This is a genomic window from Agrobacterium larrymoorei (assembly GCF_037722385.1).
In the GTDB taxonomy this organism is placed as follows: domain Bacteria; phylum Pseudomonadota; class Alphaproteobacteria; order Rhizobiales; family Rhizobiaceae; genus Agrobacterium; species Agrobacterium larrymoorei_C.
The window spans coordinates 1-25,848 of sequence record NZ_JBBKAQ010000018.1 but is presented as its reverse complement, the minus strand read 5'-3'; the positions used below and the strand labels follow the sequence as shown (position 1 = coordinate 25,848).

General features: G+C 58.2%; 25 protein-coding genes. 7 read left to right on the top strand and 18 right to left on the bottom strand.

Features of this window, described 5'->3' with window-relative positions; genetic code table 11:
• Positions 1–289: 289 nt before the first annotated feature.
• The 6 genes from ahcY to chvI all read right to left on the bottom strand — a co-directional run bounded on the left by ahcY (position 290) and on the right by chvI (position 5,827).
• A complete protein-coding gene (gene ahcY / locus WKI41_RS16545; protein ID WP_296077760.1) occupies positions 290–1,690 on the bottom strand; it encodes an adenosylhomocysteinase in 1,401 nt (466 codons plus the stop codon).
• A gap of 130 nt (positions 1,691–1,820) precedes the next feature.
• The gene (locus WKI41_RS16540; protein ID WP_340194580.1) at positions 1,821–2,096 is read right to left on the bottom strand and encodes an HPr family phosphocarrier protein; all 276 of its coding nucleotides are present in this window, start codon (positions 2,094–2,096) and stop codon (positions 1,821–1,823) included.
• 14 nt (positions 2,097–2,110) lie between these two features.
• Complete coding sequence (locus WKI41_RS16535) at positions 2,111–2,512, bottom strand: PTS sugar transporter subunit IIA (protein ID WP_340194579.1); 402 nt, start codon at positions 2,510–2,512, stop codon at positions 2,111–2,113.
• A 146-nt stretch (positions 2,513–2,658) separates the two neighbouring features.
• Complete coding sequence (locus WKI41_RS16530) at positions 2,659–3,123, bottom strand: HPr kinase/phosphorylase (RefSeq protein ID WP_340194578.1); 465 nt, start codon at positions 3,121–3,123, stop codon at positions 2,659–2,661.
• Positions 3,113–4,900 (bottom strand): stimulus-sensing domain-containing protein, encoded by a 1,788-nt coding sequence (locus tag WKI41_RS16525; protein ID WP_425341059.1) that lies wholly within the window; start codon positions 4,898–4,900, stop codon positions 3,113–3,115. Before WKI41_RS16525 ends, WKI41_RS16530 begins: the two co-directional genes overlap by 11 nt.
• A 201-nt stretch (positions 4,901–5,101) precedes the next feature.
• On the bottom strand, positions 5,102–5,827 hold the full coding sequence (chvI, locus tag WKI41_RS16520; RefSeq protein ID WP_340194576.1) for a two-component system response regulator ChvI: 726 nt from the start codon (positions 5,825–5,827) through the stop codon (positions 5,102–5,104).
• Positions 5,828–6,168: 341 nt separating this feature from the next.
• Here chvI and WKI41_RS16515 point away from each other — a divergent pair, with 341 nt between their 5' ends.
• Together WKI41_RS16515 and arfB are read left to right on the top strand one after the other, a co-directional pair.
• Positions 6,169–7,779, top strand: a complete 1,611-nt coding sequence (locus WKI41_RS16515; RefSeq protein ID WP_340194575.1) for a phosphoenolpyruvate carboxykinase — start codon at positions 6,169–6,171, stop codon at positions 7,777–7,779.
• Between the two features lie 203 nt (positions 7,780–7,982).
• Entirely contained in the window at positions 7,983–8,417 is a 435-nt protein-coding gene (gene arfB / locus WKI41_RS16510; RefSeq protein ID WP_062424662.1) for an alternative ribosome rescue aminoacyl-tRNA hydrolase ArfB, read from the top strand.
• Positions 8,418–8,457: 40 nt separating this feature from the next.
• Here arfB and coaA read toward each other — a convergent pair whose 3' ends face one another.
• From coaA to hisB, 7 genes are all read right to left on the bottom strand, one after another.
• Positions 8,458–9,450, bottom strand: a complete 993-nt coding sequence (coaA, locus tag WKI41_RS16505) for a type I pantothenate kinase (RefSeq protein ID WP_186330281.1) — start codon at positions 9,448–9,450, stop codon at positions 8,458–8,460.
• Between the two features lie 5 nt (positions 9,451–9,455).
• The gene (locus WKI41_RS16500; RefSeq protein ID WP_340194574.1) at positions 9,456–9,779 is read right to left on the bottom strand and encodes a phosphoribosyl-ATP diphosphatase; all 324 of its coding nucleotides are present in this window, start codon (positions 9,777–9,779) and stop codon (positions 9,456–9,458) included.
• 20 nt (positions 9,780–9,799) lie between these two features.
• Positions 9,800–10,576, bottom strand: coding sequence for an imidazole glycerol phosphate synthase subunit HisF (gene hisF / locus WKI41_RS16495; protein WP_062444626.1), 777 nt, complete (start codon positions 10,574–10,576; stop codon positions 9,800–9,802).
• Between the two features lie 106 nt (positions 10,577–10,682).
• Positions 10,683–11,417 carry a 1-(5-phosphoribosyl)-5-[(5-phosphoribosylamino)methylideneamino]imidazole-4-carboxamide isomerase gene (hisA, locus tag WKI41_RS16490; RefSeq protein ID WP_340194573.1) on the bottom strand — a complete coding sequence of 245 codons (735 nt, stop codon included), beginning with the start codon at positions 11,415–11,417 and terminating at the stop codon, positions 10,683–10,685.
• A gap of 1 nt (position 11,418) precedes the next feature.
• A complete protein-coding gene (gene hisH, locus WKI41_RS16485) occupies positions 11,419–12,069 on the bottom strand; it encodes an imidazole glycerol phosphate synthase subunit HisH (protein ID WP_340194572.1) in 651 nt (216 codons plus the stop codon).
• A 1-nt stretch (position 12,070) separates the two neighbouring features.
• Positions 12,071–12,559, bottom strand: a complete 489-nt coding sequence (locus WKI41_RS16480) for a DUF2628 domain-containing protein (RefSeq protein ID WP_340194571.1) — start codon at positions 12,557–12,559, stop codon at positions 12,071–12,073.
• Positions 12,560–12,620: 61 nt separating this feature from the next.
• Entirely contained in the window at positions 12,621–13,217 is a 597-nt protein-coding gene (hisB, locus tag WKI41_RS16475) for an imidazoleglycerol-phosphate dehydratase HisB (RefSeq protein WP_062424656.1), read from the bottom strand.
• A 213-nt stretch (positions 13,218–13,430) separates the two neighbouring features.
• Between hisB and hslV the strand changes: the two genes are divergently transcribed.
• The 4 genes from hslV (at position 13,431) to WKI41_RS16455 (ending at position 18,766) form a co-directional block, all read left to right on the top strand.
• Positions 13,431–13,955 carry an ATP-dependent protease subunit HslV gene (hslV, locus tag WKI41_RS16470; RefSeq protein ID WP_340194570.1) on the top strand — a complete coding sequence of 175 codons (525 nt, stop codon included), beginning with the start codon at positions 13,431–13,433 and terminating at the stop codon, positions 13,953–13,955.
• Positions 13,956–14,032: 77 nt separating this feature from the next.
• On the top strand, positions 14,033–15,340 hold the full coding sequence (gene hslU, locus WKI41_RS16465) for an ATP-dependent protease ATPase subunit HslU (protein ID WP_306934726.1): 1,308 nt from the start codon (positions 14,033–14,035) through the stop codon (positions 15,338–15,340).
• A 185-nt stretch (positions 15,341–15,525) separates the two neighbouring features.
• Positions 15,526–16,479 carry a DUF1402 family protein gene (locus tag WKI41_RS16460; protein WP_340194569.1) on the top strand — a complete coding sequence of 318 codons (954 nt, stop codon included), beginning with the start codon at positions 15,526–15,528 and terminating at the stop codon, positions 16,477–16,479.
• Between the two features lie 118 nt (positions 16,480–16,597).
• A complete protein-coding gene (locus tag WKI41_RS16455; RefSeq protein WP_340194568.1) occupies positions 16,598–18,766 on the top strand; it encodes a malate synthase G in 2,169 nt (722 codons plus the stop codon).
• Between the two features lie 114 nt (positions 18,767–18,880).
• On the opposite strand, the gene WKI41_RS16450 is transcribed toward WKI41_RS16455, so the two are convergent.
• The gene (locus WKI41_RS16450; RefSeq protein WP_340194567.1) at positions 18,881–19,567 is read right to left on the bottom strand and encodes a L,D-transpeptidase; all 687 of its coding nucleotides are present in this window, start codon (positions 19,565–19,567) and stop codon (positions 18,881–18,883) included.
• 182 nt (positions 19,568–19,749) lie between these two features.
• Between WKI41_RS16450 and WKI41_RS16445 the strand changes: the two genes are divergently transcribed.
• A complete protein-coding gene (locus tag WKI41_RS16445) occupies positions 19,750–20,235 on the top strand; it encodes an MmcB family DNA repair protein (RefSeq protein ID WP_340194566.1) in 486 nt (161 codons plus the stop codon).
• A gap of 15 nt (positions 20,236–20,250) precedes the next feature.
• Here WKI41_RS16445 and WKI41_RS16440 read toward each other — a convergent pair whose 3' ends face one another.
• The 4 genes from WKI41_RS16440 to WKI41_RS16425 all read right to left on the bottom strand — a co-directional run bounded on the left by WKI41_RS16440 (position 20,251) and on the right by WKI41_RS16425 (position 25,690).
• Entirely contained in the window at positions 20,251–20,835 is a 585-nt protein-coding gene (locus tag WKI41_RS16440; RefSeq protein WP_340194565.1) for an ActR/PrrA/RegA family redox response regulator transcription factor, read from the bottom strand.
• Between the two features lie 87 nt (positions 20,836–20,922).
• The gene (locus WKI41_RS16435) at positions 20,923–22,230 is read right to left on the bottom strand and encodes an ActS/PrrB/RegB family redox-sensitive histidine kinase (protein WP_340194564.1); all 1,308 of its coding nucleotides are present in this window, start codon (positions 22,228–22,230) and stop codon (positions 20,923–20,925) included.
• A gap of 18 nt (positions 22,231–22,248) precedes the next feature.
• Positions 22,249–24,735, bottom strand: a complete 2,487-nt coding sequence (gene hrpB / locus WKI41_RS16430) for an ATP-dependent helicase HrpB (RefSeq protein ID WP_340194563.1) — start codon at positions 24,733–24,735, stop codon at positions 22,249–22,251.
• 4 nt (positions 24,736–24,739) lie between these two features.
• On the bottom strand, positions 24,740–25,690 hold the full coding sequence (locus WKI41_RS16425; protein WP_340194562.1) for an ornithine cyclodeaminase family protein: 951 nt from the start codon (positions 25,688–25,690) through the stop codon (positions 24,740–24,742).
• Positions 25,691–25,848: the final 158 nt, after the last annotated feature.

Sequence of the window (25,848 nt, the reverse complement as noted above, 5' to 3'; positions counted from 1 at the left end):
TCGTTCAAGAACGGGCGCCTCGTCGCTGCCCGTCTCCACGCTGTTTTGCACCCGCTGGCGCGAGTTCGCTTTTTTTACCGACATCCCCGGTCTGTCTCCGTCCTATGTGCCGCATCTTCGACAAGACATCCCATTTTCGCACGGGCATCCGCCCACACGAATCAAGTCTTCAGACAATACCGTCTCAGCAAATTTCCGGGAAGGGCGGCGCCCAAAAAAGAAATCGCGGACTTTGTCAAGTCCGCGATGCCTAGATGTGGTGTATTTGATGTGGATATTAACTATGAAATCAATATCTGTAGTGTTCTGCCTTGAAAGGACCCGTCTTCGAGACGCCGATATAATCTGCCTGCGTGTCGGAAAGTTCGGTTAGCTTGACGCCAAGCTTCTCGAGGTGGAGACGCGCTACCTTCTCGTCGAGGTGCTTCGGCAGTACGTAAACATCGTTCTTGTACTCGCCCTGCTTGGTGAAGAGTTCAATCTGGCCGAGCACCTGGTTGGTGAAAGAGGCCGACATGACGAAGGAAGGGTGACCGGTCGCATTCCCGAGGTTCAGCAGGCGGCCTTCCGACAGAAGGATCATGCGGTTGCCCTTGGCGAACTCGATCATGTCGACCTGCGGCTTGATGTTGGTCCATTTTAGGTTCTTCAGCGAAGCGACCTGAATTTCGTTGTCGAAGTGACCGATATTGCCGACGATCGCCATGTCCTTCATCTCGCGCATATGCTCGATGCGGATGACGTCCTTGTTGCCGGTGGTGGTGATGAAGATATCTGCCGAAGAAACAACGTCTTCCAGGCGAACGACTTCGAAACCGTCCATGGCAGCCTGAAGCGCGCAGATCGGGTCGATTTCGGTGACCTTGACGCGAGCGCCAGCGCCCTGAAGCGAAGCAGCCGAACCCTTGCCGACATCGCCGTAACCGCAAACGACGGCAACCTTGCCAGCCATCATCACGTCGGTTGCGCGACGGATGCCGTCAACCAGCGATTCCTTGCAGCCATACTTGTTGTCGAACTTCGACTTGGTGACGCTGTCATTGACGTTGATGGCCGGGAAGGGGAGAAGACCCTTCTTGCTGAGGTCATAAAGACGATGGACGCCCGTCGTGGTCTCTTCGGTCACGCCCTTGATGGCATCACGCTGCTTGGTGAACCAGCCGGGAGAAGCCTGAAGGCGCTTCTTGATCTGCGCGAAAAGGATTTCTTCTTCTTCCGAGCCTGGGTTCGACAGAACGTCTTCGCCAGCTTCAGCGCGTGCGCCGAGCAGGATGTACATGGTGGCATCGCCGCCATCATCCAGGATCATGTTGGAGACGCCGCCGTCGGTCCACTGGAAGATCTTGTCGGTATATTCCCAATACTCCGTCAAGCTTTCACCCTTGACGGCAAAGACCGGAATGCCGGCAGCAGCAATCGCCGCGGCCGCGTGGTCCTGCGTCGAGAAGATGTTGCAGGATGCCCAACGGATGTCTGCGCCAAGCTCCTTCAGCGTTTCGATGAGAACCGCCGTCTGGATCGTCATGTGCAGCGAGCCGGAGATACGTGCGCCCTTCAGCGGCTTGCTCTGACCGAATTCGCTGCGGCAGGCCATCAGGCCAGGCATTTCGGTTTCGGCAATATCCAGTTCCTTGCGGCCGTAGTCGGCAAGGTTGATGTCCGCGACGATGTAGTCTTTGTCAGCGCTCATAAAGATCTCCTGCTCAAAAATGGCAGGGACCTGTGCCGCTGCCTTGCAATTCAGGCTGCGGTTCTAACAGGCAATGGCCGATCTGGCAATAATCATATAAAGAAGTCTTTATGTCTTTATATGATGGTTATCAAAGTTCTTCGCCGAACCGGTCCGCGACCAAAGCCTCGAGTGCTGCAAGTGCTTCTTCTGCCTGATTGCCGCTCGCTTCGACGAACACCGTGCATCCCGGGCTGGCCGCCAGCATCATCAGACCCATGATAGACGTGCCGCCCACCGTCATACCGTCCTTCGAAACGCTGATGGCTGCGTCAAACTTCTCCACCGTCTGCACGAATTTTGCAGACGCACGCGCGTGAAGGCCGCGCTTGTTGACGATCAGCAGTTCCTTCGACAGTGAGGACATGAAGCGTGTTCTTCTTATTTGCCGCTGAGAACGCGGCTGGCGACGTTGATATATTTGCGACCGGCATCGGAGGCTTCCTGCAACGCCTTGTCCATATTGTCTTCGGTACGGATGCCTGCAAGCTTGATCAACATGGGAAGGTTGACGCCGGCAATCACTTCAACGGTGCCGCTGCTCATCACAGAGATAGCGAGGTTGGAAGGCGTTCCGCCGAACATGTCTGTGAGGATGATGACGCCATTGCCGTCATTGGCGCGTGTAACCGCATCGATGATATCCTGCCGGCGCTGATCCATGTCGTCCTCGGGACCAATCGAAACGGTCTCGATCAACTTCTGAGGACCGACCACATGCTCTACCGCGTGACGAAATTCCTCAGCCAGCTTGCCATGAGTGACAAGCACTAGTCCGATCATGAAATGCTCCCTTACACACGCACCTTGCCACCTGGACTTGCGTCTGGTGTGCCGCCCTATCGCAATGCCGCAAACCTGTCCATCGGTGGGAGCCCATCTTGATGAGGAAAATGCGAAGCGCAAGCCCCCAAACCGGGGATTTTTGTTCACTTTCCCTTGGCTTCGAACAGATTTTGAGCAAGTGCAGCAAATTTTCCATAGGGCGTGATGCTGGAAAGCGGAATTCGGATCAGAGGTAGCCTGTTGCCGGTCGGCAAATCCAGCCATTCATCCTGCGGAGGCAGGCGAGGGGTCTGCAGATGCAGAACGGTCGTCACCGCATAATCCATCGTTGCTGACGCAATGCTGTCGAGTTCGATAATTCCGCTGCCGCGAAGTTCCAATAGTCCTGCGATGCTCTCCGGCCGCTCGACAAAAACACGCGCGTTTTCCGATGAGATCAGGACTTGATCGTCCGCCACAAGCGCGGCCGCTAAGCCACACCGTTTTGCTTCAGTCAAGAAGCTGAAGGCAAGTTCGCTTTTGCCGCTGCCGGATGGGCCGACGAACAGCAGTCCAACACCGTCGACGACGATCGCGGTTGCATGGTAATTGATGCGGTCAGCGCTCATGCGTATGGGCTGCAGGAAGCGAGAGCGTGAAGCGGGCGCCGGAGATCACGCCATATTTGTCGATGATGTTTTCCGCTTTCAGCGTGCCGCCATGGGCTTCGGCAATCTGGCGGCTGATCGAGAGACCAAGGCCTGAATTCTGGCCGAAGCCTTCGCTTGCCGGACGGTCTGTATAGAAGCGCTCGAAGATGCGATCGATGTCTTCAGCCTGGATGCCCGGACCATTATCCTCGACACGAACCAGGCAGCGATCCTTGTGTCTCAGCAGATGCACGAAGATACGGCCGCCATCCTGCGAAACAAAGGAACGGGCGTTCTCGATAAGATTGGTGACGATCTGGCCAAGACGAAGATCATGACCATTGACGACATAGCTCGTCTTCACGCCCGGCTTGTGGTCGGCCACATAATCGATCGTGACGGTCTTCTTCTTGCTGGAGATCTGCCGCGAGATTTCCACAAGGCCGTTCAGCAGTATCTCAAGATCGACCGGCGAGGAATCGGCGCGCGCCAATTCCGCATCGAGGCGGGACGCATCGGAAATGTCGCTGATCAGGCGGTCGAGGCGGCGGACATCGTGGAAGATGATTTCGGTGAGGCGCTGCTTGGATTCTTCCGTCTTCGCCCGCGGCAGCGTCTCCACAGCGCTTCGCAGTGAGGTCAGCGGGTTCTTCAGCTCGTGGCTGACATCTGCAGCGAAGCTCTCGATCGCATCGATCCGGTCATAAAGAGCGTTGGTCATTTCGCGAAGTGCAATGGAGAGGTTGCCGATCTCGTCCTGACGGGCGGAGAAGTCCGGAATTTCCTCGCGTGCTTTCGCACCGCGCCGTACACGGATGGCCGCCGCCGAAAGCCGGCGAAGCGGTGTGGCGATGGTGGAGGAGAGGAGCAGCGACAGCACGATATTGACGAGCGTCGCAATGCCGAAGACGCGCATGATCGCCAGACGTTCGGCGTGAACGATCTTGTCGATATCGCCGGCCTGCGTTGACAGAAGCAGAACACCCAACACGGCGCGAAAACGTTGAACGGGAACGGCCACCGAGACGATCAACTCGCCCTTTTCGGTCACGCGCACGACAGCGCCTCGAACACCTGTCAGCGCATTCATCACCTCCGGGTAGATCGACCCATCGCCGCCTGGTGTTTCTTTATAAAGTGGCAGGCTGCTTGGCTGCAGCATGCGGTTGAACAGGCTGGCCACCCATTCGCCCCAGGTCTGCGTCTCGGGGGTGACCGGTGGCAGGTCGTAGCGCAGCACCTGACCACGCGAATAGAGATGCCGGGAATCGAGAAGCAGGTTTGCATCCGCATCGAAGAGACGGGCACGGGTGCGGGTTGGCGAGATCAGCCGACGCAAAACTGGCGCAACACGCTCGGGATTGATCGGAAAGCTTAAGTCCTCATCATTCGGTACCGGCGTGATGCTCTGGCCCGCCTGCAACTCCAGCAGCTTTTCCGGATTGATGGTGATCGAGTTGGTATCGACCGATGCCGAGGCGGAGATAGCGCCAGCGATGATTTCGCCCTGCGTCAGCAGGCTTTCGACGCGCGCATCGATCAGCCCTTCGCGAAACTGGTTGAGGTAGAGAATACCGCCGACGAGAACCACCGTCGCCGCGACATTGAAGAAGAGAATACGCCGCGTCAGGCTGGAAAAGACGGCATTGCCGAAAATACGTCGGATGATCGTCAGCGGATGAATCCGGTGCCGCCGACCGCTTTCACGATCGTCGGCATCGGATGTCTCCGACGCGCTATCCTGCGTTTTATTCAACAATTGCGTTCCTCAGCCCCGCTAGTGGAATGATTTTGACATTTGATACCGTGTGCGACGATCTTCGAAGATCAAATTCCGAAATTCCACTAGAACAAAAACTCACTAGTGGTCTTCGTGATTTTGACATCTGCTCTCGAGGCCTTTGCAAGCGTTGGCAAATGTCAAAATCGGGCCACTAGCGCGGCGTCTCGTACGGCCTCAAGCCGCCTCACGGAAGCGATAGCCCACGCCGTAAAGCGTTTCAATCATGTCGAAGTCGTTGTCGACCAGTTTGAACTTCTTGCGCAGGCGCTTGATGTGGCTGTCGATCGTGCGGTCGTCGACATAGACCTGCTCGTCATAGGCGGCATCCATCAACGCATCGCGGCTTTTGACGACGCCGGGGCGCTGCGCCAAAGAATGCAGGATCAGGAACTCGGTCACGGTCAGCGTCACCGGCTCACCCTTCCAGGTGCAGGTGTGGCGCTCCTGGTCCATGGCCAGTTGTCCGCGCTCCAGCGTTCTGGCTGCCTGGTCGGCAGCAGTCTTGATGGGGTTGGTCCCCGTCGCCGCGGCTTCGCGGCTGCTGGCACGGCGCAGGATTGCCTTGACGCGCTCCACGAGAAGGCGCTGCGAAAACGGCTTGGTAATGAAATCGTCAGCACCCATCTTCAAGCCGAACAGCTCGTCGATTTCCTCATCCTTGGAAGTCAGGAAGATGACGGGAAGGTCGGACTTCTGCCGCAGACGGCGCAAAAGCTCCATGCCATCCATGCGCGGCATCTTGATATCGAAGATCGCCAGTTGCGGCGGGCGGGCAATGAGCCCGTCGAGGGCGGAAGCGCCATCGGTATACGTTTCGACCTTATAGCCTTCCGCTTCGAGCGCGATCGACACCGATGTCAGGATATTCCGGTCGTCGTCTACAAGCGCAATCGTTTGCATAAAATTGGTCTCCGTCGTCATTTGCAATCTCTGCTCCCGACATTCACCCCAGCCTAGGTTGTGCGCCGCGAACATGTCTCATGAGTATAAAGGTGGAACAAATTGTGGCAAAGGCCAAGCCTCAAGAAAGCACGCGCTTGCAGGAAGATTTTCCAGACAGCGGCAAGAACCCGGATTTGCGAGCCGACTAAACCGATTTAAAAAGGAATAAAATCTTTTAAATCGATTAATATATTGAAATTGTTAGATATTTTTAGAGTGGCATCTTGCCAATTCTCCTTCTTGCCGGTAGCTTCACTGCAAATTTACACGGCCCGCATTCAGAACAAAGGGAACGCGCCATGAAAGAACTCGGAGTACACAATCCAGAAAACGGTGTGTCTGCACTTGGTCTGGGCGAAGCCGCTGTCGTCCATTACAACCTCATCGAGAGTGAGTTGTACGAGCAGTCGATCCGCAACGGGGAGGCGGATATCACCGTCGATGGCGCACTGCGCGCTGTAACCGGTCAACACACTGGACGTTCTCCGAAGGACAAATTCGTCGTGCGCGATGCGCACACGGAAAACACCATCTGGTGGGACAACAACAAGCCGCTGTCGCCTGAGCATTTCGAGATCCTCCATAAGGATATGCTCGCGCATGCTGCCGGCAAGACGCTCTACGTTCAGGATCTCGTCGGCGGTGCCGATGAAGCGAATGCGCTGCCGACACGCGTCGTGACAGAGCTTGCGTGGCACGGCCTCTTCATTCGCAACCTGCTGATCCGCCCAGCGCGCGAGAAGCTGGCCTCATTCAAGCAGAAGCTCACCATTATCAACCTGCCAAGCTTCAAGGCTGATCCCGCCCGCCATGGTGTGCGCACCGAAACGGTGATCGCCTGCGATCTGATCAAGGGCATCGTGTTGATCGGCGGCACGTCTTACGCCGGCGAAAACAAGAAGTCGGTATTCACCGTTCTCAACTACCTTTTGCCTGCAAAGGGCGTCATGCCGATGCACTGCTCGGCCAATGTCGGTCCAGAGGGCGACGCGGCTGTCTTCTTCGGCCTGTCGGGCACCGGTAAGACTACGCTGTCTGCCGATCCGGCCCGCACGCTGATCGGTGACGATGAGCATGGCTGGGGCGAAGACGGCATCTTCAATTTCGAAGGTGGCTGCTATGCCAAGGCGATCAAGCTTTCTGCAGAGGCAGAACCTGAAATCTACGCCGCCACCCGCCGCTTCGGCACCGTTCTGGAAAACGTCGTGCTCGACGAAAACCGCGTTCCTGATTTCAACGACAATTCGCTGACGGAAAATACCCGTAGCGCTTATCCGCTGCACTTCATCCCGAACGCCTCGAAGACAGGTCTTGCCGGTCACCCAAAGACGATCATCATGCTGACCGCCGACGCCTTCGGCGTGCTGCCTCCGATTGCGCGTCTGACGCCGGAACAGGCCATGTACCACTTCCTCTCCGGTTACACTGCCAAGGTAGCCGGCACGGAAAAAGGCGTGACCGAGCCGGAAGCGACATTCTCGACCTGCTTCGGCGCTCCCTTCATGCCGCGTCATCCGACGGAATATGGCAACCTGCTGCGTGATCTGATCGCACAGCACGGCGTGGATTGCTGGCTGGTCAACACCGGCTGGACCGGTGGTGCCTACGGCATCGGCAAGCGCATGCCGATCAAGGCCACCCGCGCGCTTCTGACCGCTGCACTGGCCGGCGAGCTGAAGAACGCCCAGTTCCGCACCGACGCGAATTTCGGCTTTGCCGTACCGACTTCGCTCGAAGGTATCGACAACAGCATCCTCGACCCACGCTCGACCTGGGCCGATGGCGCTGCTTACGACGCGCAAGCCAAGAAGCTGGTCAACATGTTCGTCACGAACTTCACCAAGTTCGAAGACCATGTCGACAGCACCGTCCGCGACGCGGCTCCTGGCCTCCTGGCTGCCGCCGAATAAGCGGTCGATCTCTTCAAAATACGAAACCCGGCCTCGCGCCGGGTTTTTCGTTCGAAAAAGCACGATGCGTAGATCTAAAGACAATAGGGCGCCGTGCGTCTAGAAAGACGCACGGCGCCCTATCAGTTTATTCCGGCGCTTGAAGCCTTCTCAACTGTTTTCATTCCACCGCATCTGTGGCATCACGCCTGCCGGAGAATGACATGGCAAGCGCGCCCCTTTACATCAGCAGCAGAATAACGATTGCCGGATGGGAACTGACGGAGCAATTCGTGCTGGCTGGCGGGCCGGGCGGACAGAATGTCAACAAGGTCTCCACCGCAGTTCAACTCTTCTTCAATATCACGGCTTCTCCGGCGCTCTCGGATCGGATCAAAACCAATCTGGTCAAGCTTGGTGGGCGGCGCGTCTCGAAAGAAGGCGTGTTGATGATCGAGGCAAGCCAGTTCCGCACCCAGGAGCGCAATCGCGAGGATGCGCGGGAGCGTCTGAAGGAACTGATCCTCAAGGCAGCCGAGCCGCCGCCGCCGCCGCGCAAGGCCACAAAGCCGACAAAAGGCTCTGTCGAACGAAGACTGAAAGCAAAATCAGGCCGCTCGGATATCAAGAAGATGCGCGGCAAGCCGGGACAGGATTAACAGCTTTGGCCGAGAAACGCTCTCCGTGCCGTCCCCAGACTTAAAGCTTTCTCAGCGCCACCATGTCGATCAGATGGTTCTGGCCTTTTCTCAGGATGAGGTCGGCACGCGGTCTCGTCGGCACGATGTTTTCGCGCAGGTTCTTGAGGTTGATATTCTCCCAAAGCCCTTCTGCGATCGCGAGCGCCGCAGTTTCCGAAATCGACGCATAGCGATTGAAGTAGGATGTCGGATCGCGGAACGCCGTCTTGCGCAGGTTCATGAAGCGGTTGACGTACCAGTTATGGATGATCGTCTCGTCCGCATCGATATAGATCGAGAAATCGAAGAAGTCAGACACCATCGGCACGATTCGCCCGCCGGCCGGCAGGTTGCGCGCCTGCAGCACGTTGATGCCTTCGAAAATCAGGATGTCGGGCCGGTCGACATTGGTGAATTCGCTGGGCAGGACATCGTAGACCAGGTGCGAGTAGCGGGGCGCCTGGACGTTCGGCTGGCCCGCCTTGATGGCGGAAAGGAAGCGTAGAAGCGCACCGATGTCGTAGCTTTCCGGAAAGCCCTTGCGCTCCATAAGGTTCTCACGCCGCAGCACCTCGTTCGGGTAGAGAAACCCGTCCGTGGTGATCAGGTCGACCTTTGGACTGGAAGGCCAGCGCGCCAGAAGCTCTTTTAGAATACGCGCCGTGGTGGATTTACCGACCGCCACAGAGCCCGCAATGCCGATGACGAAGGGCGTCTTGTTGACGTGCTCCATATTGAGGAAGCGGTTGCGCTGCTCGAACAGCAGTTGCGACGCTTCCACATGGGATGAGAGCAGTCGCGAGAGCGATAGGTAGATCCGCCGAACCTCGTCGAGATCGATCGGGTCATCAAGCGATCGGAGGCGTTTCACCTCGTCGGCAGACAGTGTCAGGGGCGTATCGGCGCGAAACTTCGACCACTCTTCCGAACTGAAGAAGTGATAGGGCGAGTATTCATCCGGCCTGAAATGATCGAGCGTCGTTGGCATGCCTTGCTCCCCCCTGCGTGCCATCGTCGTCATGATTGAGGCCTTGATGCCTTTTCCTGCAATCCGGACTGACCTGTCCGTCTCTCCAACTCCGCAAAGACATCGGAGAGAGGGATATCGGCGATCTTGAGGACCACGAGAAGATGATAAAGCAGATCGGCTGCCTCGTCCGTCAGGTTCTTGCGATCCTGCGAGATCGCCGCGATCACCGTTTCGACCGCCTCTTCGCCGAGCTTTTTGGCCGCCTTGGCTTGGCCGGCGGCAAAAAGCTTGGCCGTCCATGATTGATCAGGCGATACGCTGGCACGTTCGGCAACGATGCGCTCGAGATCGGAAAGGGAAAACCCGCTCATGCTGCTTGTCCTTTCAAAGATCAGTCGAGACGCATGGCAATGCCATGATCGGCCATATAGGCCTTGGCTTGCCCGATCGTGTAGGTGCCGAAGTGGAAGATCGACGCCGCCAGAACCGCTGTCGCATGGCCTTCCTTCACGCCCGCTACCAGATCGTCCAGATTTCCGACACCGCCGGAAGCGATAACCGGAACACGCACCTGATCGGCAATGGTGCGGGTCAGCGCAATGTCATAGCCGCTCTTCGTGCCGTCGCGGTCCATGGAGGTGATCAGCAATTCGCCGGCACCACGCTCGACCATCTTCACGGCAAATTCCACCGCATCGATGCCTGTCGGCTGGCGTCCGCCATGGGTAAAGATTTCCCAGCGATCGGCTTCGTCGCTGGCCGACACCTTCTTGGCGTCGATGGAGACAACGATGCACTGATTGCCGAACTTATCCGCCGCCTGGGCGACGAAATCGGGGTCTTTGACCGCTGCCGAATTGATCGACACTTTGTCGGCACCGCAGAGCAGAAGCTTGCGAATATCCGACACGGCACGAACGCCGCCCCCCACCGTCACCGGCATGAAGCAGTGATCGGCGGTGCGTGACACCACATCGAAAATCGTTTCGCGATTGTCGGAAGAGGCGGTGATGTCGAGAAAGCAGAGCTCATCGGCACCGGCCGCATCATAGGCTTTCGCCGCCTCGACCGGATCGCCGGCATCGATCAGATCGACGAAGTTCACGCCCTTGACGACGCGACCATCTTTTACGTCAAGGCAGGGGATAATGCGTGCTTTGAGTGTCATCAGACGGTCGCCTTTTTTTGAGTTTGCACGTCCTCGCCGCGTGGCGGCTGGGGGCGACGCGGGCAGTCTTTGACGTCAAGGCAGGGAACAATGCGCGCTTTCAAAGTCATGCCCGTGCTTCCTTGATCAACGCCAATGCCTCTGCCGGATCGATGCGCCCGTCATAGAGCGCGCGGCCCGAGATTGCGCCTTCCAGCTTGGCGGCATCCGGCTCCAGCATGCGCTTGATATCGTCGATGGAAGCAAGTCCACCAGATGCGATCACGGGGATAGAGACGGCACTGGCAAGCTCCAGCGTCGATGCCCAGTTGATCCCGGCCAGAATACCGTCGCGCTCGATATCAGTGTAGATGATCGCCGCCACACCTGCCCCTTCGAAGCGTTTGGCAAGCTCGATTACGCCAAGTTCGGACGCTTCCGCCCAGCCTTCCACCGCAACCTTGCCGCCCTTGGCATCGATTCCTACGGCAACCTGGCCGGGGAAGCGCTTGCAGGCTTCCAGAACCAGAACCGGATCGCGCACCGCAACGGTGCCGAGAATGACGCGTGCGAGACCGCGGCTCAGCCAGGCCTCGATATGCTCCAGCGTGCGAATACCGCCACCCAGTTGCACCGGGTTCCTGGTGGATTTCAAGATGGCGTCGACCGCCTTGCCATTGACGGTCTGGCCGGCAAAGGCGCCGTTCAGATCCACCACATGCAGCCACTCGAAGCCCTGGTCCTCAAAGGCCTTGGCCTGCGCGCCGGGATCGGTGTTGTAGACGGTGGCCTGCTCCATATCGCCGAGTTTCAGGCGAACGCACTGGCCGTCCTTGAGGTCGATTGCGGGAAAAAGGATCATGTCAGGGCTTCCAGCGGAGGAAATTCGAAATGAGGGCAAGACCAAGTGTCTGGCTCTTTTCCGGATGGAACTGAGCGCCAGCCATGTTGTCGTGCCCAACGAAGGCGGTCATCGCGCCACCGTAATTGGTGGTGGCGATCACCTCGTCGCGATGCTTTGCCGCCAGATGGTAGGAGTGGACGAAATAGGCGTGGAGGCCATCGGCACCGGTTTTGATGCCATCAAAAAGCGGGTGAGGGCGGTGCAGTTCCAACGTATTCCAGCCGATCTGCGGGATCTTCAACGCCGGGTCCGATGGCGTCATTTCCACGACATCGCCTTCGATCCAGCCAAGCCCCTCGGTGACCGTTTTCTCAAGCCCGCGAGAGGACATGAGCTGCATGCCGACGCAGACGCCGAGGAAGGGATGCCCCTTCTTCTCCACCACATCGATCAGTGCCTCATGCATGCCGGTCACTGCACCAAGGCCAGCGCGGCAATCGGCATAGGCGCCGACGCCCGGCAGAACGACACGGTCTGCAGATGCGACGCTTTCAGGCTTGTCGGTCAGATCGATCGTCGCGTCGATACCGGCTTCCCGAGCCGCACGCTCAAACGCCTTGGTCGCGGACCGAAGATTGCCGGAGCCGTAGTCGATAATTGCCACACGCATATCAGCGCCTTCCATTCAAATCGAATTGAAACGAGCCCGCGGGATCGTTCGTCATGAAGCCGCCCACCCGATCACGGGTCTTCCACTCAGGCTGCGACACCGTCATATGCGCATCGTCCTGTTCGGGCAGGTTCGAAAAATACATCTCTTCCGCCGTCGCAAGATCACGTGCCACGATCACATCCTTGAGCGTCCAGCCCTTGCCAATCAAATGACGCTGAAGCAGGTTGCGACCTTCGAATCCGGCTATCAACCCTGCCGTGATAGTGAATAGGAGGCCCACTATGCCGAGGCCATCGAGCCTCGACACCTGACCGGCCGCGACCTGCAGGATGAAGACGGAGACGGCAATCCACCACATGCGATGGATGGCAAACCAGAGCCACGGAAACAAAAGAGCAAGCCACGAAAATCTGTCCGCGATGAAGCGAGTGGTGCGGTGATCCCTGTCGGGCCCGCCCGGTGCTTCCAGAACAAGATAAGATGTCATTGGCGTTCCTGACGACGTTCAGAGCAGCACCGGTCTCGGTCGCTCTTCATGTTTCACCGGATCAGGCCAGCATGCCCTTCGTCGAAGGAATACGGCCCGCCTGCCGGGGATCGATTTCTGTGGCGCTGCGCAACACCCGCGCTACAGCCTTGAAGCATGTCTCGGCAATATGATGATTATTGGCGCCGTAATGGTTGAGAATATGCAGCGTGATCCCGGCATTCTGCGCCAGCGCCTGGAAGAATTCGCGCACCAGCTCGGTATCGAATGTACCGATCTTCGGTGCGGAGAACTGCACGTTCCAAACGAGGAAAGGCCGGCCGGAAATATCGACGGCAGCCTTCGTCATCGTCTCGTCCATGGCAAGGTCGAGCGAGGCATAACGCGTGATGCCCTTGCGGTCCCCAAGTGCCTTGGCAATAGCCTGGCCGATGGCGATGCCGGTATCTTCCACTGTGTGGTGATCGTCGATGTGAAGGTCACCCTTCACGTCGATCTCCATGTCGATCAGCGAATGGCGGCTTAGCTGGTCCAGCATATGATCAAAAAAGCCGACGCCTGTCGAAATTTTCGCCGTACCCGTTCCGTCGATATTCACGCGGACCGAGACGGAGGTCTCGTTGGTCTTGCGGGAAATCTCGGCTGTGCGCTCTGCCATTGCGGCTGCTCCTTGGACAATCTGGCCGTTACTTACCAGCCCGCACCTCAAATATCCAGTCATTCCATCGTCTTGTCAGTGCCGCCTGGGTGCTACGGTTAAGCAAGATTGCAATCGGCAAAACGGGACTTACATAATTTGCGAAAAGGACCGCAGCCGATAAGCGGTTCGAGTGCTCTACATGCAAGGCCCGGATGGGCAGACAGGTGCTTTATGACAACGATCATTACAGTGAGAAAGGGCGGCAAGGTCGTCATGGCAGGCGACGGACAGGTCAGCCTCGGCCAGACGGTGATGAAGGGCAATGCCCGCAAGGTGCGCCGCATCGGCAAGGGCGAAGTGATCGCCGGTTTCGCCGGCGCCACCGCCGATGCCTTCACCCTTCTCGACCGGCTGGAAAAGAAGCTGGAGCAATATCCCGGCCAGCTGATGCGGGCCGCGGTCGAACTTGCCAAGGATTGGCGGACGGACAAATATCTGCGCAATCTCGAAGCCATGATGCTCGTCGCCGACAAGTCGATCACACTTGCCATCACCGGCAATGGCGATGTTCTGGAACCTGAGCATGGTGCCATCGCGATCGGTTCCGGCGGCAACTACGCCTTTGCTGCGGCACGTGCCCTGATGGATTCCGAGAAATCCGCCGAGGACGTTGCGCGTCAGGCGCTCGATATCGCCGCAGACATCTGCGTCTACACCAACCACAATCTCGTCATCGAAACGCTGGACGCTGAGTAAGCGGACAGATCACCAACCATGGTTCCTGCGGGCTGGGCCGCCACGGCTGGCCGCAACAGGAAGCCGAAAGGATCGAAATGACCACTTTTTCTCCCCGGGAGATCGTCTCGGAACTCGACCGCTACATCATCGGTCAGCATGACGCCAAGCGTGCGGTCGCCATTGCGCTTCGTAACCGCTGGCGCCGCCAGCAGCTTGATGAGAGCCTGCGCGACGAGGTTATGCCGAAGAATATTCTGATGATCGGACCAACCGGTGTCGGCAAGACCGAAATCTCTCGCCGTCTGGCAAAGCTTGCCGGTGCCCCCTTCATCAAGGTGGAGGCAACGAAATTCACCGAAGTCGGCTATGTCGGCCGTGATGTCGAACAGATCATCCGCGATCTGGTCGAGATCGGTATCGGGCTTGTGCGCGAAAAGATGCGCGCCGAGGTGCAGGCCAAGGCTCATGCCAGCGCCGAAGAGCGTGTTCTTGACGCTCTCGTCGGGCAGACCGCGTCGCCCGCCACCCGGGACAGCTTCCGCAAGAAGCTGCGCGACGGCGAACTCGACAAGAAGGAGATCGATATCGAGGTGGCCGACACCGGTTCCGGCATGCCCGGCTTCGAGATCCCCGGCATGCCTGGTGCCAATATCGGTGTGCTCAATCTGTCTGAAATGTTCGGCAAGGCCATGGGTGGTCGTACCAAGAAGGTCCGCACCACGGTGGAGAAATCCTACGCCGAACTGATCCGCGATGAGTCGGACAAGCTTCTGGACAACGAGCAGATTCAACGCGAAGCGGTCAAATCCGTCGAAAACGACGGCATCGTCTTCCTTGACGAAATCGACAAGATCGCAGCCCGCGATGGCGGAATGGGTGCCGGAGTCTCTCGCGAGGGCGTCCAGCGCGATCTGCTGCCGCTGGTCGAGGGCACAACGGTCTCCACCAAGTACGGACCGGTGAAGACGGATCACATTCTCTTCATCGCGTCGGGCGCTTTCCACGTCGCAAAGCCTTCGGATCTGCTGCCGGAACTTCAGGGCCGCCTGCCGATCCGCGTGGAGCTGAAGCCGCTCACGAAGGAAGACTTCCGTCGCATCCTGACCGAGACTGAGGCGAGCCTCATCCGCCAGTACAAGGCGCTGATGGCGACCGAAGAACTAGACCTGGATTTTACCGACGACGCCATCGATGCGCTGGCCGACGTGGCGGTCCATCTCAATTCGTCGGTCGAGAATATCGGTGCGCGCCGTCTGCAAACGGTTATGGAGCGTGTTCTGGACGAAATCTCCTTCAACGCGCCCGATCGCGGTGGCTCGTCGGTCAAGATCGATGACGCCTATGTCAAGGAACATGTAGGCGATATCGCCGCTGACACGGATTTGTCGCGGTACATCCTCTAAAGCGCACCCATGGCTTTGCAGTCAGCCTAGGTATTAAAATAATGAGGAGTGCGGCAAATCTTGCCGCACTCTTATTTTATCGGCCTTCTCTCGACATAAGGCATCGCTTTTCGTTAATGAATGTCGAAAGTCGATCCTCTGGATTACTCCGGCATCAGAGCCGACAAGAGAAAAGGCATCCGCTCGTGCGCAAAACTCTTCTGGCATTGGCAGCACTTCTGGCCATTGGCACCGTTCTTCCGTCCTATGCTGAGGCCGCGACGCTTGTGCCGCCTGGAAACCGCAATGCGGAACAGCCGAATGTTCCGGGTGCCTCCGCACGCCGCACCAAGGGGTCTAACTCCACCTATGAGCGGAAGTATCAGAAGGTCTACGAGCTTCTGTCCAGCGACAAGCAGCTGATCGCCAAGATCAAATCGACGGCAAGCCGCTATGGCATTGATCCGATCCACATGATCGGCGCGATCGTTGGCGAACATACCTACAATGTCGATGCCTATGATCGCCTGCAGTCCTATTATGTTAAGGCGGCGTCCTACGCGGGTAACAGCTTCCGCTTCGGCTATAAGGATGAGACGATCGCGCAGTTTCTGACGCATTCGCAATTTTCCAAATGTCAGTCGAAGAGCGATTCCTATAGCCTGTGGAATTGCCGCGAAGACGTCTGGGATGCGAGCTTCCGCGGGAAAAAGGTCGATGGCGTCAGCTATCCTGATAACCGCTTCAGCGCCGTATTCTTTCAGCCTTTCTATGCTGGACAGACCTTCGGACTGGGACAGATCAATCCGCTGACTGCGCTCATGCTGTCGGATACGGTGGCGCGGACCTCTGGCTATGAGAAGTTGGACGAAAACGACGCCTCCGCCGTTTATACGGCCATCATGGATCCCGACCATTCCCTTGCCTATATGGCCGCTGCCATCCGGAAATCTATTGATGACTACAAGTCAATCGCCGACATGGATATTTCCAAAAATCCAGGCCTGACATCGACGCTCTACAACCTCGGCGGCTCACAGCAGCGCGCTGCTGCGCTGGCGCAGAGAAACCGTCAAAGCGGCTCCACCATCTGGCCGGAAGAGAATTACTATGGCTGGCTCGTCAATGAGAAGCTGCCAGAGCTGCAGAAACTTCTGTAACTGGAACAGGTTTTTGTGATTGTTTCCTGAATGGAAAAAATCTTTGATGCGTCGCAACGGTTGACGGAAGCTGTGTACAGCCTCCACTCTATGGACAATGACCATAGGGAGATATGTTGTGAGCCGCATCGAGCATAACGGACTGTCATTCGACGAGACGCTCTACCAGTTTTTGAAGGACGAGGTTCTGCCCGAGACAGGTCTGAACGCAGATACCTTCTTCGACGGTTTCTCTGCGATCGTTCACGATCTTGCGCCGAAGAACAAAGAACTCCTCGCCAAACGCGATGCGTTTCAGGAAAAGCTCGATAATTGGTACCGCGAAAACGGCGCGCCTTCCGATCTCGCTGCCTACGAGGCCTATCTGCGCGAGATCGGCTATATCGTACCGGAAGGGGAGGCCTTCAAGGTCAATACCCAAAATGTCGATCCCGAAATCGCCGAGCTTGCCGGGCCGCAACTCGTCGTACCGGTGATGAATGCGCGCTATGCGCTGAACGCCGCCAATGCGCGATGGGGTTCGCTCTATGATTCGCTTTACGGCACGGACGCGATTGCCGAAGAGGACGGCGCCGAAAAGGGCAGGGGCTACAATGCCCGCCGTGGTGAAAAGGTCATCGCTTGGGCCCGTTCCTTCCTTGATGGTTCAGTTCCCCTTGCCAGCGGCAGCTGGGCAGATGTCAGCGGCCTCACCGTCGACGACGGTGCTCTCACTGTCGCTCTGGATGGCAAGTCGACACCGCTTGCCGATCCGGCCCAATTTGCCGGCTTCAATGGCGATGGGTCGAAGCCCTCTGCTGTTCTCTTGAAAACCAACGGCATCCATATCGAGATCGCCATCGATCCTACCACTGACATCGGCAAGGGTGATCGCGCCGGCATTTCCGACGTCATCCTCGAATCGGCGCTGACCACCATCATGGACTGCGAGGATTCTGTCGCGGCGGTCGATGCCGAGGATAAGCTGGTCGTCTATCGCAACTGGCTCGGCCTGATGCGCAGCGATCTAACGGAGAAGGTTTCCAAGGGCGGTGAAAGCTTCACCCGCCGTCTCAGTCCAGACCGCAACTACACCGCCCCTAACGGCGCAGCTCTGACGCTTCCAGGGCGATCGCTGATGCTGGTGCGCAATGTCGGTCACCTGATGACAAACCCGGCTATCCTTGACCGTGAGGGTAACGAAGTTCCCGAGGGCATCATGGATGCCGTCATTACCGGTGTGATTGCGCTTTACGACGTCGGCCCAGCCGGTCGCCACCAGAACTCGCGCGCTGGCTCCATGTATGTGGTGAAGCCCAAAATGCATGGGCCGGAGGAGGTTGCTTTCGCAGCCGAGATATTTACCCGCGTCGAGCAGCTTGTCGGCATGCGGTCCAACACCATGAAGATGGGTATCATGGACGAGGAGCGTCGCACGACCGTCAACCTCAAGGAATGCATTCGCGCCGCCAAGGATCGCGTCGTCTTCATCAATACCGGCTTCCTCGATCGCACCGGCGACGAAATCCACACCTCGATGGAAGCGGGTCCGATGATTCGCAAGGGCGACATGAAGCAGGCCGCCTGGATCGCGGCTTACGAAAACTGGAATGTCGATATCGGTCTCGAATGCGGCCTTTCCGGCCACGCGCAGATTGGTAAGGGTATGTGGGCCATGCCCGACCTGATGGCCGCCATGCTGGAGCAGAAGATCGCTCACCCCAAGGCTGGCGCCAACACCGCCTGGGTACCGTCACCAACCGCAGCAACGCTGCACGCGACTCACTACCACAAAGTCGATGTCGCCCACGTGCAGGAAGGTCTGAAGAGCCGCGGCCGCGCCAAGCTTGCCGACATACTGTCCGTTCCGGTTGCAGTTCGCCCCAACTGGACGCCGGAGGAAATTCAGCGAGAACTGGACAACAATGCCCAGGGCATCCTGGGTTATGTCGTGCGCTGGGTGGATCAAGGTGTCGGCTGCTCCAAGGTACCAGACATCAACAATATCGGCCTGATGGAGGACCGTGCGACGCTGCGCATCTCCGCCCAGCACATGGCAAACTGGCTGCGCCATGGCGTCGTCTCTGAGGATCAGATTGTCGAGACCATGAAGCGCATGGCAGCCGTGGTCGATCAGCAGAATGCCAGTGACGCGGCCTATACGCCAATGGCCGGAGACTTCGAGAGTTCGGTTGCGTTCCAGGCGGCGGTTGAACTGGTGCTGAAGGGTAGGGAGCAGCCAAACGGCTACACCGAGCCGGTCCTGCACCGTCGTCGCCGTGAGCTGAAGGCCAAGCATAGCACCTGATCGCACACTCTAGCGGTCTGAGGTTCTTGGCTCATCAGCAAGCACCTCAGACAGCAAACAAAAAAGCCGCCGGAAATCATCGGCGGCTTTTTTTATGCTTTGTGGTCCAGGAGATTACTGGATCACGATAACTTTGGAGCTGCGGCCAGGACGGATACGGCTGTAGAGATCGATGACGTCCTGGTTGATCATGCGAATGCAGCCGGAAGAGGCGGCTGTGCCGATCGAAGCCCATTCAGGCGACCCGTGGATACGGAACAGTGTGTCCTGGCCCTGCTCGTTGAAAAGATACATGGCGCGCGCACCGAGCGGATTGCTGATGCCCGGACCCATGCCGTTTTCGACATATCTGGCGACTTCAGGCTTGCGGGCAGCCATTTCCTTCGGCGGATGCCAGGTCGGCCATTCCTGCTTCCAGGCCACATAGGCTTCACCAGCCCAGGCAAAACCCTGCTTGCCGACACCAATGCCGTAGCGCACAGCCTTGCCACCGGGCAGGATGTAATAAAGGAAGCGCTCGCGCGTATTGACGATCACCGTGCCCGGCTTTTCCGCTGTCTCATAGTTCACGATCTGGCGATGAAACTTCTTGTCCACGCGGTTGATCGGAATGGCGGGAAGGGCATAACCAGCGTCCGTGGTCGCGCCGTAAACTTCATCACCGAAGATCTGGGCGGTCTCGACGACAACCGGGGTTGTCAGCGGGCGGGCGGAAGAGGTTTCAGTCGTCGTGGACGCGCAGCCGGTCAGCGCAAGGATGGACGACAGGCCGAGTGCAGTCAATGAAGTGCGAATGCGCATGGTGTTCTCGCGGAAAATTCGCTTATATAAGCGGTGCATGAAGCGATATTGGATCATCGGGTTATTTTCGATTAATCCTTGCTTGGCAAGCCATCGCACCGCAGCAAGATTACCGCTTGTGCGAAATTGCCGCTTCATGGTCTTTTTGCAACAATTTCGGGGCCCTTTTCCAGATTCGATCCATGACTATTCTTTCTTTTACCAACAACAACCCGTTAATCGACGGTCGCCAATCTGAGAAAGCTATGCTTGTGCGCCGGGGCGTGCAGATATTGCTGAACGAGATGCGCCACTCCGTTCTGCCGGAACTGGCTTTGTCCAGCGGCAGGCGCGCGGATCTGATCAGCTTGTCGGTGAAGGGCGAAATCTGGATCATCGAGATCAAATCCTCGATCGAGGATTTCAGGGTGGATAGAAAGTGGCCGGACTACCGGCTGCATTGCGACCGGCTGTTCTTCGCCACCCACGCCGGCGTCCCGCTCGATATTTTTCCTGAAGAGTGCGGCCTGTTCCTCTCGGACGGCTATGGTGCCCACATGGTCCGCGAGGCACCGGAACATAAGCTGGCGCCTGCCACGCGCAAATCTCTCATGCTGGATTTCTCCAGAACCGCTGCCCGTCGCCTGATGATGGCCGAATGGTCCAGCGGCACCAGCTATTCGGACTGATCCCTTGCCGTCGTGCTATTTGGGTGCGCGCTTTGCCAGAATGCGCTGCAGCGTGCGGCGATGCATGTTGAGCCTCCGTGCCGTCTCCGAGACGTTTCGCTCGCACATTTCATAGACGCGCTGAATGTGCTCCCACCGCACCCGGTCGGCAGACATCGGGTTTTCCGGCACTTCCATCCGGTCGCCTTCACGCTGTGTCAGCGCGTTGAAGACGTCGTCGGCATCCGCTGGCTTTGCCAGATAGTCGAGCGCGCCTAGCTTTACGGCAGTCACTGCGGTCGCAATATTTCCATAGCCGGTCAGCACAACAATTTGCGTGTCGTCGCGATGCTGGCGAATGGCCTCGATTACTTCCAATCCATTGCCGTCGCCGAGCCGCAGGTCCACCACCGCATATTTCGGCGGCGCGCTCTTCGATTTCTCGATGCCTTCGCTCACCGATTCGGCGGTGTCTACGATAAATCCACGTGCCTCCATGGCGCGCGCCAGACGGCGAAGGAACGGGCCGTCATCATCGACGACCAGCAGCGACTTATCCGGACCGATCGCATCCGAAGCCGGTATCGCCTCTTCTTCGTGCTTTTGTCCGTCATCAGCCATGGTCGTTTCCTTCGGTCATTCTGTTATCTTTCGGCGATCATATCCCTCATGCGCTACAAGCGTAAGAGTTTCCTAACAAAAGCCAGATCACCGGCTCTTATTATCCTCCATGACCGACCGCGGCCAGATGACGGTCACTCTCGCCCCTGCGGCATTTGGTCCACGATTTTCGAATGTTAGTGAAGCACCGGAGCGCTCCAGCAGCGTTTTGGCAATGAAGAGACCAAGTCCAAGCCCTCCAGCCGTTGCATCATTGTGCCGCTTGGTCACGTAAGGATCGCCGATGCGCGCAAGAATATCCGGCGAATAACCGTCGCCATCATCCTCGATCGTCACCATCACCTGCTGCTGATCATGCGCCACGGTAACGGTCACCATATCCTTGGCGTAGTCGACGGCGTTTTCCAGCAGATTTCCAAGGCCGTAGAGAATGCCTGCATTGCGGGCGCCAACCGGTTCGTCTGCCCTTCCGGACCTTTCCACCAGCTTGAGCTTGACCCCAAATTCGCGGTGCGGTGCCATCACCTCCTCGATCAAAGAGGAGAGCGGAAGCCGGCGAATATGTTCTTCGCCTTCCGCGGATAGAGATGTGAGCCGGCGGAGAATATCGCGGCACCGCTCGCTCTGACTGCGCAGCAGCGCCACATCCTCGCTGAAGCGCTCGTCCTTTCCAAGCTCGCGTTGCATCTCCTTGGCGACCACGCTGATCGTTGCGAGCGGCGTACCCAACTCATGGGCCGCTGCGGCAGCTAGCCCGTCAAGTTGCGACAGATGCTTTTCCCGCTCCAGCACCAGTTCGGTCGCAGCAAGCGCATCGGCAAGCTGATTGGCCTCATGCGAGACGCGGTACGCATAAAATGCGGCAAACAGCATCATCGCCACGATCGAGCACCAGATGCCGATATGGATGATGAGCTGGATCGGCAGTTCTTCCCCTGGATACCACGGAACGGGAAACGGCGAAAAAGCAATCGCCGTCGCGCAAGCCAGCGCGAAGAACAACAACACGAGAGAATGTTTGAGCGGCTGCGAGGCAAAGGCAATGATGACCTGGACGCAGATCAGCGGCGCGAACGGGTTGGATAGGCCGCCGGTAATGTAGATCAGCGCCGTCAATTGCAGCAGGTCGAAGGCGAGCAGCAGCGTCGCCTCCCAGGGCTCCAGACGATAGGTCGCCGGAAAGCGTGCCGATAGAAAGAGGTTGGCAGTCGCCAGGGCCGCAATAAGCAGCGCGCAGGTCAGCAGCGGAAGGGGAAACCCAAGGCCGAAGGCAACGATTAGAAGCGTGGCGCTCTGCCCGGCCACGGCAAGCCAGCGCAGCCAGACAATGGTCTGTAACCTGATCTGGCGGCTGGCGCGGCCAAACCGTGTCGTTTCTACGGGCTGCTTTGCCATCGGTGCCTCATTTTTCTGTCAAGTTCCACGCGGTTTGGCGCGGTGCGTCGGTTGTGCGGAGGCAGGATCTTCCGGCCATGGATGGCGCGGATAACGCCCGCGCATATCCGCGCGCACGTCCTTCCAGGAGCCGGCCCAGAACCCTGGCAAGTCCCGCGTGGTCTGTATCGGCCTATGAGCAGGCGAGGTCAATTCTAGCAACAGTGGCAATTTGCCGCCTGCCACACTTGGGTGTTCTTTCAAGCCGAAGAGTTCCTGCACACGGATGGTCAGTGTCGGCTCTTCACCCTCATATTGGATCGGATGCCTCTGCCCCGTCGGCGCTTCGAAGTGGGTCGGCAGCAATTTGCCAAGCTGGCGCAACTCCTCGTGCGGGACCAGAGAGCGTAGCCCCTCAATGATGTTGCCGCCATTGATCTCATGGATCGTCTTGGCGTCATTCTGAAAGGGCACGAACCATTCGTCCAGTCTGTCGATCAGTGCCGCGTCGCTCATATCCGGCCAGGGAGCGCCGACACTGCGGTGAAGAAATCCGAGACGATGGCGCAACTGCTGCGCCTCTTTAGAGAAGGGCACAATGCCAAGCCCATGCTCGCGAATGCCGTTTGCTAGCGCTTGCGCGGCCTTTTCGCCGGTGGGACGGGCAAGTGGTGTTTCATCCAGGATAATGGCACCGATGCGCGAAACGCGTCTGGCGCGCACCTGTCCGCTAGGCCTGTCGAAAAAAAGCTGGTCTTCCTTGACAATCGCCTCAGCCAGAAATGCCTCCACGTCTCGAAGGCTGATCGACGCCGCGGCCAGAATCCTCGGTCGTGCGGCGCGGCCGACAATATCGGCAACCACCAGCATCTTCTCCGCCGCCAGCCGCTCCGTCTCTTCCAGCTCTCCACCCCGGCCATTGGCCATGACATAGCGACCGCGTGCTCCGCGTTGAAACGCGATGCGATCCGGATAGGCATGCAACAGAAGCTGCCCGGCCGTCAAAGGTGCTTCCGATCCGTTCCTTCTGCCTGGAAGGGAGGAAAGGAGCCGTTTTGCTAGTCGTTTGGCAGCGGCCGCGCGCTCTGTCTTTTCGCCCCTGAACCGACGAAGCCGCTCTTCAAGATCGATATCGTTACCGCCGAGCCCCTGTTCAGTCAGCAGCACGGCAAGCAGCGAGGCCTCATGGCCACATCCAAGCTCTTCTGCCGCGAGCACCATTGCTGCGAGGCGCGGCGGCAGAGCCATCTCGCGCATCAGCTTTCCCCGCGTCGTAATCGCCCCTGACGCATCCAGCGCCCCAAGCCCATGCAGCAACGACGTTGACTCTTTCAACGTAGACGCTGGTGGTTGATCGAGAAATTTGAGGGACGCCGGATCGCTGACACCCCAATGGGCAAGATCGAGCGCGAAACCGGAAAGGTCGCTGGCGAGAATCTGTGGCGGCGTAAAGGCCGGCAGCGCCGCCGTCTGTCCCGCATGCCACAAACGCATAGCAATACCCGGCTCCGTTCGCCCCGCGCGGCCAGCACGCTGGTCAGCAGAAGCTCGAGAGACCTTGACTGTTTCAAGTCGGCTGATGCCGGTGGAGGGCTCAAAGACGGGCAGGCGTTGCAGCCCGCTATCGATGACGATCCGCACACCGTCGATGGTGATCGAGGTCTCGGCAATCGAGGTTGCCAGCACGATCTTGCGCCGACCGCTTTCCGCTGGCTTGATCGCCGCGTCCTGTTCTTTCTGCGAGAGGTTTCCATAAAGCGGGATCACCTGCGTATTCGGATCGAAGCGGCCCTCCAGTCTCTCAGCGGTGCGCTTGATCCCCGCTTGCCCGGGCAGAAAGGCAAGAATCGATCCGGCCTCTGCGACATGCGCCTTGATGATCGCCCGCGCCACCTTGTCTTCGACCCGCTCCTGTCCGGCTTTGTCTTCGTAGCGTATATCGACCGGAAAGCTGCGGCCGAGACTGGTGATGACCGGCGCGTCATCGAGCAGTGCACTGATCCGCTCCGAATCCAGCGTGGCGGACATCACCAGCAAATGCAGATCATCGCGAAGGCCTGCCTGCACATCCAGCGCTAGCGCAAGGCCAAAGTCGCCATCAAGCGAGCGCTCGTGAAATTCGTCGAAGATGACAACAGACACGCTGCGAAGCTCAGGATCATCCAAAACCATCCGCGCGAACACGCCTTCGGTCACCACTTCGATTCGCGTTCTGGCAGAAACGCGATTGTCGAGGCGCATGCGATAGCCCACCGTGCCACCGACATCTTCTTTCAGGAGCGACGCCATGCGGCTTGCTGCCGCTCGCGCCGCCAGCCGTCGAGGCTCTAGAAGAATGATCTTGCCGTCACCAAGCCAATCCTGATCGAGCAGATAAAGCGGCACCAGGGTCGTCTTGCCGGCCCCTGGCGGGGCGCAGAGGACGGCTTTCTTCGCGCGGGCGAGTTCCTGCCCCAACGCAGCCAGCACATCCGTGACCGGTAGATTGCTCGAATCCTGGATTGCCGTTTTGATCGTACTCTTCATGACGTCAGTTAGTCCGTCGCGTCACGCTTTCATAGGCAAGGATCGCGCCAGCCAGATCTTCCAGCGCCGCACCGACCGATTTGAACAGCGTGATCTCATTATCGTTGTCTCGGCCCTTTTGACGCCCTGAAACGAGATCGGCAAGCTCTGCCTTGATATCCTCTCGCTGAAGCAGACCCGCTTGGAGCGGCTGTACGATATCGCCCCCTTCTTTAAGAGCGCCATCGAAGGTGTCGACATAAACGCTTGCCAACTGCACGGCCGCATCGTCGCTTTCGCGCATGGAGGGCTTGAAAGCGCCAACGAGATCGAGATGCGCGCCCGGTTTCAGCCAAGCGCCTCGGATCAATGGCTCGTTGGAGAGCGTGGCGCAGGAAATGATATCGGCGTCCCGTGCGCCGACTTCCAGATCAGCGCAGGCGAAAGCATTGAGCCCCATCTGCCGGGCTTCAGCGGCTGCCTTCTCCACAGAGGCCATATTCCGTCCCCATATATGGAAGGTGGAAATGTTTCGCACCGTGGCATGGGCCTGCATCAGGTTGAGCGACAGGCGCCCGGTGCCAACCATCAGCATGGACGACGCATCAGGTCGCGCGAGGTATTTCGCCGCGAGGGCGGAGGTCGCCGCAGTCCGGCGCGCCGTCAACTCGCCGCCTTCGACTGCTGCCAGCATTTCCCCAGTCTTGCCAGAAGAGAGAAGATAGGTTCCGAAGATTGCGGGCAGGGCGCGGGTGCTGTTATCCGGAAAGACCGAAAGGATCTTCACCCCCATATAAGAGCCAGGCACCCAGGCGGGCATCATCAGAAGCGTGGCATCTCTCTCACCCGGCACGGAGACATCATGATGATGCCGAACGGGCATCTCACAGCCGGTGCGAAACATCGTTTCGATCGCTTCGATAAGCTGTGGCCACGCCAGGGCGTTGCGCGTTTCGTCTTCATTCAGAACCAGCATGGACTTTTCCCTCTTCTCTGTGCCTCGAAGCTTAGCATGCCGTGCGGATCAGGGAAGAGACGCGCGATTTGCAGAGTCTCGAACAAGACGTTTGAAGGGGCTTAAGGCGCTCCTGCCCTAAGTTGGCTGAAAAAACACAACAATTACGGTCACTTACA

Excerpts from the sequence above, each read along its gene's own strand:
- ahcY (WP_296077760.1), bottom strand. The coding sequence starts at position 1,690 with ATGAGCGCTGACAAAGACTACATCGTCGCGGACATCAACCTTGCCGAC.
- WKI41_RS16540 (WP_340194580.1), bottom strand. The coding sequence starts at position 2,096 with ATGTCCTCACTGTCGAAGGAACTGCTGATCGTCAACAAGCGCGGCCTT.
- WKI41_RS16535 (WP_340194579.1), bottom strand. The coding sequence starts at position 2,512 with ATGATCGGACTAGTGCTTGTCACTCATGGCAAGCTGGCTGAGGAATTT.
- WKI41_RS16530 (WP_340194578.1), bottom strand. The coding sequence starts at position 3,123 with ATGAGCGCTGACCGCATCAATTACCATGCAACCGCGATCGTCGTCGAC.
- chvI (WP_340194576.1), bottom strand. The coding sequence starts at position 5,827 with ATGCAAACGATTGCGCTTGTAGACGACGACCGGAATATCCTGACATCG.
- WKI41_RS16515 (WP_340194575.1), top strand. The coding sequence starts at position 6,169 with ATGAAAGAACTCGGAGTACACAATCCAGAAAACGGTGTGTCTGCACTT.
- arfB (WP_062424662.1), top strand. The coding sequence starts at position 7,983 with ATGGCAAGCGCGCCCCTTTACATCAGCAGCAGAATAACGATTGCCGGA.
- coaA (WP_186330281.1), bottom strand. The coding sequence starts at position 9,450 with ATGGCACGCAGGGGGGAGCAAGGCATGCCAACGACGCTCGATCATTTC.
- WKI41_RS16500 (WP_340194574.1), bottom strand. The coding sequence starts at position 9,779 with ATGAGCGGGTTTTCCCTTTCCGATCTCGAGCGCATCGTTGCCGAACGT.
- hisF (WP_062444626.1), bottom strand. The coding sequence starts at position 10,576 with ATGACACTCAAAGCACGCATTATCCCCTGCCTTGACGTAAAAGATGGT.
- hisA (WP_340194573.1), bottom strand. The coding sequence starts at position 11,417 with ATGATCCTTTTTCCCGCAATCGACCTCAAGGACGGCCAGTGCGTTCGC.
- hisH (WP_340194572.1), bottom strand. The coding sequence starts at position 12,069 with ATGCGTGTGGCAATTATCGACTACGGCTCCGGCAATCTTCGGTCCGCG.
- WKI41_RS16480 (WP_340194571.1), bottom strand. The coding sequence starts at position 12,559 with ATGACATCTTATCTTGTTCTGGAAGCACCGGGCGGGCCCGACAGGGAT.
- hisB (WP_062424656.1), bottom strand. The coding sequence starts at position 13,217 with ATGGCAGAGCGCACAGCCGAGATTTCCCGCAAGACCAACGAGACCTCC.
- hslV (WP_340194570.1), top strand. The coding sequence starts at position 13,431 with ATGACAACGATCATTACAGTGAGAAAGGGCGGCAAGGTCGTCATGGCA.
- hslU (WP_306934726.1), top strand. The coding sequence starts at position 14,033 with ATGACCACTTTTTCTCCCCGGGAGATCGTCTCGGAACTCGACCGCTAC.
- WKI41_RS16450 (WP_340194567.1), bottom strand. The coding sequence starts at position 19,567 with ATGCGCATTCGCACTTCATTGACTGCACTCGGCCTGTCGTCCATCCTT.
- WKI41_RS16445 (WP_340194566.1), top strand. The coding sequence starts at position 19,750 with ATGACTATTCTTTCTTTTACCAACAACAACCCGTTAATCGACGGTCGC.
- WKI41_RS16440 (WP_340194565.1), bottom strand. The coding sequence starts at position 20,835 with ATGGCTGATGACGGACAAAAGCACGAAGAAGAGGCGATACCGGCTTCG.
- WKI41_RS16435 (WP_340194564.1), bottom strand. The coding sequence starts at position 22,230 with ATGGCAAAGCAGCCCGTAGAAACGACACGGTTTGGCCGCGCCAGCCGC.
- hrpB (WP_340194563.1), bottom strand. The coding sequence starts at position 24,735 with ATGAAGAGTACGATCAAAACGGCAATCCAGGATTCGAGCAATCTACCG.
- WKI41_RS16425 (WP_340194562.1), bottom strand. The coding sequence starts at position 25,690 with ATGCTGGTTCTGAATGAAGACGAAACGCGCAACGCCCTGGCGTGGCCA.